This is a genomic window from Pseudomonas baetica (assembly GCF_051216495.1).
GTDB classification, from domain to species: domain Bacteria; phylum Pseudomonadota; class Gammaproteobacteria; order Pseudomonadales; family Pseudomonadaceae; genus Aquipseudomonas; species Aquipseudomonas baetica_B.
In genome coordinates this window covers 1-4,958 of record NZ_JBPKAM010000202.1, presented here as the reverse complement: position 1 = coordinate 4,958, position 4,958 = coordinate 1, and the positions used below count along the sequence as shown (strand labels likewise).

Annotated in this window: 5 protein-coding genes and 2 pseudogenes; 1 reads left to right on the top strand and 6 read right to left on the bottom strand. The window is 61.5% G+C overall.

Annotated features, from left to right (window positions below; translation table 11 throughout):
- Positions 1–97: 97 nt before the first annotated feature.
- The 3 genes from ACSFE6_RS30995 to ACSFE6_RS30985 form a co-directional block, all read right to left on the bottom strand.
- Positions 98–1,054, bottom strand: coding sequence for a quinone oxidoreductase family protein (locus tag ACSFE6_RS30995; protein WP_435431179.1), 957 nt, complete (start codon positions 1,052–1,054; stop codon positions 98–100).
- 31 nt (positions 1,055–1,085) lie between these two features.
- The gene (locus ACSFE6_RS30990; RefSeq protein WP_435431178.1) at positions 1,086–1,259 is read right to left on the bottom strand and encodes a DUF1427 family protein; all 174 of its coding nucleotides are present in this window, start codon (positions 1,257–1,259) and stop codon (positions 1,086–1,088) included.
- Positions 1,260–1,464: 205 nt separating this feature from the next.
- A complete protein-coding gene (locus tag ACSFE6_RS30985; RefSeq protein ID WP_435431177.1) occupies positions 1,465–2,241 on the bottom strand; it encodes an AraC family transcriptional regulator in 777 nt (258 codons plus the stop codon).
- A 148-nt stretch (positions 2,242–2,389) separates the two neighbouring features.
- On the opposite strand from ACSFE6_RS30985, the gene ACSFE6_RS30980 reads away from it, so the two are divergent.
- A complete protein-coding gene (locus tag ACSFE6_RS30980; protein ID WP_047527456.1) occupies positions 2,390–2,617 on the top strand; it encodes a DUF6555 family protein in 228 nt (75 codons plus the stop codon).
- 116 nt (positions 2,618–2,733) lie between these two features.
- On the opposite strand, the gene ACSFE6_RS30975 is transcribed toward ACSFE6_RS30980, so the two are convergent.
- The 3 genes and pseudogenes from ACSFE6_RS30975 to ACSFE6_RS30965 form a co-directional block, all read right to left on the bottom strand.
- The gene (locus ACSFE6_RS30975; RefSeq protein ID WP_435431176.1) at positions 2,734–2,892 is read right to left on the bottom strand and encodes a metallothionein; all 159 of its coding nucleotides are present in this window, start codon (positions 2,890–2,892) and stop codon (positions 2,734–2,736) included.
- A gap of 224 nt (positions 2,893–3,116) precedes the next feature.
- A pseudogene (locus ACSFE6_RS30970) lies at positions 3,117–3,701 on the bottom strand (methyl-accepting chemotaxis protein); the annotation flags it as partial.
- Positions 3,702–4,022: 321 nt separating this feature from the next.
- Positions 4,023–4,793: pseudogene (locus ACSFE6_RS30965) on the bottom strand (cache domain-containing protein); the annotation flags it as partial.
- Positions 4,794–4,958 lie beyond the last annotated feature (165 nt).

Genomic DNA, 4,958 nt, shown 5'->3' with positions numbered 1-4,958 from the left:
GAGACTGATCCTTCTCTCGAACTCGTTTTGCCACACAGTCCTCCTCCCCCTCCCCCCCCCCCCCCCCCCACCCCCCCCGCTCCCACATTGCTTAGGGTTACGGCAGCAGAATCACTTTGTCGCCACTGCCTTGATTCACCTCGGCATAGCGATCCAGCCCTTCAGCCAACGGCGACTCGAACAGCCCCTGAGGCAACGGCAACAGGTCTTGATCGAAAAACCGGCCAAACTGATCAAGCATCGCCGCACAGGCCTGCACGCCATACAACAACGAGTTGATGCCCACCACCGACCCGCCCTTGCGATACAGCGCCAGGGCCGGCAACTGCACCATGCCATCCACTGGAGCGGCAATAATGGCGATGCGCCCGAACGTGGCCAGTGCCGCGACAGAGGCCGGCAGCCAGAAACCGGTGGTGTCGAAAATCACATCGGCGCCACCACTGAACACTGCATTTACCTGGACGCCGAGGTCCTCGGGCTTGTCCAATTGCAGGGTCTGATAACCCTGGGCCTGCAAATCCTTGACCTGCTCCGGCCGCCGCGCCGCCGCCAGCACCTGGGCGCCTCGCACTTTCGCCAAGGCCAGCGCGGCACTGCCCACCGCCCCGCCACCAATCACCAGCAAACGGGTTTGCGCCGTCACCAGGCTGCGCTCCAGCGCATCCCAGGCCGTGGTGTAAGGCACGCCAAGGCTGGCCGCCTGGGCGAAACTCAGGTGAGTGGGTTTGAGGGCAACGCCATTGGCCGGCAGTTTGACGAACTGCGCATGGGAGCCATCGGCGAAGAAGCCCAGTTCACGGCCAGTGCCCCAGACCTGCTGGCCAATCAACGCTGGCGGGCCTTCTACCACGATGCCGGCGAAATCACGGCCAGGAATGCGCGGCAAGGTGGTGTAGGGAAAGCGTCCCAGCACGTTCTTCACATCACTGGGGTTGAGGCCGGCGGCCTTGATTTCCACCAGGACTTCATCGGCGCCGGGGACGGGGGTTGGCACTTCAACGTAGCGCAGGGCCGAGAGATCGCCGGTTTTGTCGAATTGTAGTGCTTTCATGGGGGGGTTCCATCGAGTAGACAAGCGGGATTCAGGAGAGCCAGCCAGCGACCAACTGCCGGCCCATCGGCCAGAGTTTTTCACCGGCCAGCATGCCGAGCAGGCCGATCAGTGCGATGGCCGGTGGTGCGGGGGAACGAAAATCCAGGGCGCCGTAAAGCAGGCCGACACCCAGACCGATCACCAGGGAAATGAAGTAGCTCATGGCAGACTCCGTGGGCAATTGAGAGATGCCGCCAGTCTAGGGAGCGGTGAAAGCGGACACCGGCCAAGTGCTTCTGAATTTCGGCCAAAACACCCCGAACACATGAAACCTGTAGGAGCGAGCATGCTCGCGATGGGCGTAAACGATAACGCGTGTTTCCTGAATTAACGCGGCGCGCTTGAGTCCATCGCGAGCATGCTCGCTCCTACAGGTTCTGGTTCGCGGAAAACTGCGAGGGCGAGACACCCAGTTCCCGACGGAACATGTCGCTGAAACTGCTGGGCGAATAGCCCAATTCCCGGGCAATCGCGCTGACCGGCATCCCCTGGATCAACTCGGCCGCCGCCGTCGCCAGTTGCACCTGGCGCCGCCACTCGGCGAAGCCCATGCCCAGGCCATCCTTGAACAACCGCGCCAGGGTGCGCACGCTGGCGCCGGCGTTTTCGGCGTGTTGTTCGAAGGGAATGTCCAGCGATGGCTGGGCCATGACCGCCTGGCACAGGCTCATCAAACGCCGATCGGAATCGTCCGGCAGCGGGATTTTCAACATCGAGCGCCGGGCACGCCTGAGCTCCAGCAGCGCCAACCCCACCAATGCCTCGTAATACTCCGGGGCACCGTCGTCGCCCTGCTCCACCAGGCTGACGATCAACTCGCGCAACAGCCCGCCGACCTCGATTACCTGCACGTTGTCATCAAGCGTCGCCGCCAGGGACGGTCGCAGGTAGATGTTGCGCATTTGCAGGTCGGACACCACGCGAATCCCGTGGGGCACCCCCGGCGGCAGCCAAACGGCGCGTTGCGGCGGAACCACCAGCGCCTCGTGGGGTGTCTCGACCCACATCACCCCGCTCATCGCGTACAGCAACTGCCCCCAGTCATGCTGGTGCGGCTCGATGAATAACCCGCGCGGATAGGTGCGCGCCAGTGGTTGCACGGGCACATCGGTATCACTCAGATCCGGCGGAGCAGCAAGGGCCATGGGCAATGATCATTGGGCTTGGAGGGAAGGCTTTATGTTAACCAGACGCTGAACCGGTCGCCAGCACGTGCACCCACCGGACAATCCGAGTGAATTTTCCGTCCGGCCCGCGATCCGTTTAAGTACAACAGGGAGGAATACGGGCCATATGAACAACGCAAAACTCTTCGTCATCGAATACACCCTTCATGGCGTCCCGAAGTCGTTCATCATTCGTCTGGATAAAATGGACAACGCCGAAGCCTGGCATTGGGCGAGTTGCGATGCGGGGGTGGGCCGCATTCCGCGCTTTGGCCGGGAAAAGGTGCAAAAGACCAGCAAGCCGATGGCGGAGAAATTCGGCGTGGAAAACGTCAAATGGCGACCGGCGAATTGATGCCTGGCGCTAACTTGTAGGCGCTGCCGGAGGCTGCGATCTTTTGATCCTGCTATTGAAGATCAAAAGATCGCAGCCTCGTTGCACTCGACAGCTCCTACAGGGTTAGCGCCGGGTCAGTGGGCGCACTTGCAGCCTTGATGGGCACACTCTTCACCGTGCTCATGGTGCTTGGCGCAAGCTTCGCAGCAATAGTGCTTGCCGTGACGCACGATCGGATGTTCGCCAAGCTTGCAGTCACACTTCGGACAGTCGCATTTACGGTCATCGGTCATGGCGCTGACTCCTTTTGCAGTGGTCGTCGGGGGCGGGACAAACAACCCGTTTAACCAGTGTAGGAGCTGTCGCAGGGAGCCGACGCGGACGGTGACTGATTTCTTTGAACACCACTTTCCTCTGTGGGAGCGAGCCTGCTCGCGAAAGTGCCGGCACATCCAACATCAATGTGACTGACAGGACGCCTTCGCGAGCAGGCTCGCTCCCACAGGTTTTTGCAGTGTCAGATCCGGAACTGTCCTACCAGACCGCCCAGGCGTTGACCCAGATCCGCAAGGCTTCTGGAGGTCTGCGCACCGAGCTGGGTCTCATCGGCAACGTTATCCACCGCCACCGCAATCTGATGCACGCTGCGGTTGATCTCTTCGGCCACGGCGGTCTGTTCTTCGGCGGCGCTGGCGATCTGCGCGTTCATCGAGTTGATGGTGGCGATCAGTTGCGCCATGGCGTCCAGCGAAGCACCCGCCTCGTTGGCCTGGGCCGAGGTGCCGTCACCGGCCTCGCTGGAACGGCGCATGGCTTCCACCGCCGACTGGGTGCCAGCCTGCAAGCGGTCGATCATGCCCTGGATTTCCTGGGTGCTGATTTGCGTGCGGCTGGCCAGTGCCCGCACTTCATCGGCCACCACCGCAAACCCGCGTCCGGCTTCCCCGGCGCGAGCCGCTTCGATGGCCGCGTTGAGCGCCAGCAGGTTGGTCTGTTCGGCAATCGAGCGGATCACCCCGAGCACGCTGACAATCGACGACACATCCTTTTGCAAGCTGTCCAGAGACACGCCGCTGTTGCGAATGTCATCCACCAGCGTATGTATCTTCACGATACTGCCGGCCACCACACGCTTGGCGGCCTGGCCTTCTTCGTCAGTTTGCTGGGCGGCCACTGCGGCGTTTTGCGCGCTCTTGGCCACTTCCTGGGCAGCGGCGGACATTTCATTGATCGCCGTGGCGACCTGATCGGTTTCGTGACGCTGACGCTCCATGGCCTGGTCCGAACGCTGGGCCTGGTCGGAAACCTGATTCACCAGCCCGGTCAGTTGCGAGGTCATTTCGGTAATCTGACGCACCAGACCGTGGATCTTGTCGACGAACCGGTTGAACGAACCGGCCAGCTCGCCCAGTTCATCCTGGCTGGTGATGGCCAGGCGACGGGTCAGGTCACCCTCGCCCGCCGCGATATCGTCGAGGTTGGCTTTCATCAGGTTCAGCGGACGCAGAATGGTGTTGGCCAGCAGCATCCCGGCCGCTGCGATCACCAGCAACACCACCACGGCCACGCCGACGATGCTCAGCACCACGCCTTGCATGCGCTCCTGGACCTTGGCCTCGACCACGGCCACTTGCGCTTCGATGCCATCGAGGTTGACCGAGGTACCGACCGCCATGTCCCACTTGGGCAGGTATTCGGTGTACCCGAGCTTGGGCACCAAGACTTGCGCATTGCCCGGCAACGGCGAGCTGTATTGCAGGTAGTGCGTACCGTCCTTGGCGACTTTCACCAGGTCGCGGTTGACGTAGACGCCGTTCGGGTCGCGATTGTCCTTGAAGCTCTTGCCCACACCCTCTGGGTCATTGGCCTTGAACAGGCGCACGGTCTCGGAGTCGTAGCCGAAGAAATAGCCTTCCTTGCCGTACTTGATGTTCGACAGCAACTTGATCGCCTGGGCCCGCGCCGCGTTGTCGCCTTGAGCGGCAGCGTCGTACAACGGCTTGATGGTGGTCATGGCTACGGCCACGTAGCTTTGCAGGGTGGCCTTGGCATCGCTGAGCAGGCGCTCGCGGGTTTGCTCGACTTCATGCCGGGCTTGCCCCTGCAGAATGAACAACGTGGTCAAACTGATGACCAGCGCAAAGAGCAGCACCGGGAGGACGGCAAGGGACAGGACTTTAGCCTTCAGACTCATGCGCATGACGTTCACTCTTTTGATTTTATTGGCGTGGTTAAAGGCTTTAACGGCACGCGAAACCAAAAGTTGAATCAAGGGACGGCGCAATACCCTGTGGGAGCGGGCTTGCCCGCGATGAGGGAGTGTCAGCCAACACTTCTGCTATCTGACACACCGCCAGCG

Bases quoted from the DNA above. Each gene is read 5' to 3' on its own strand.
- ACSFE6_RS30995 (WP_435431179.1), bottom strand. From the start codon at position 1,054: ATGAAAGCACTACAATTCGACAAAACCGGCGATCTCTCGGCCCTGCGC.
- ACSFE6_RS30990 (WP_435431178.1), bottom strand. From the start codon at position 1,259: ATGAGCTACTTCATTTCCCTGGTGATCGGTCTGGGTGTCGGCCTGCTT.
- ACSFE6_RS30985 (WP_435431177.1), bottom strand. From the start codon at position 2,241: ATGGCCCTTGCTGCTCCGCCGGATCTGAGTGATACCGATGTGCCCGTG.
- ACSFE6_RS30980 (WP_047527456.1), top strand. From the start codon at position 2,390: ATGAACAACGCAAAACTCTTCGTCATCGAATACACCCTTCATGGCGTC.
- ACSFE6_RS30975 (WP_435431176.1), bottom strand. From the start codon at position 2,892: ATGACCGATGACCGTAAATGCGACTGTCCGAAGTGTGACTGCAAGCTT.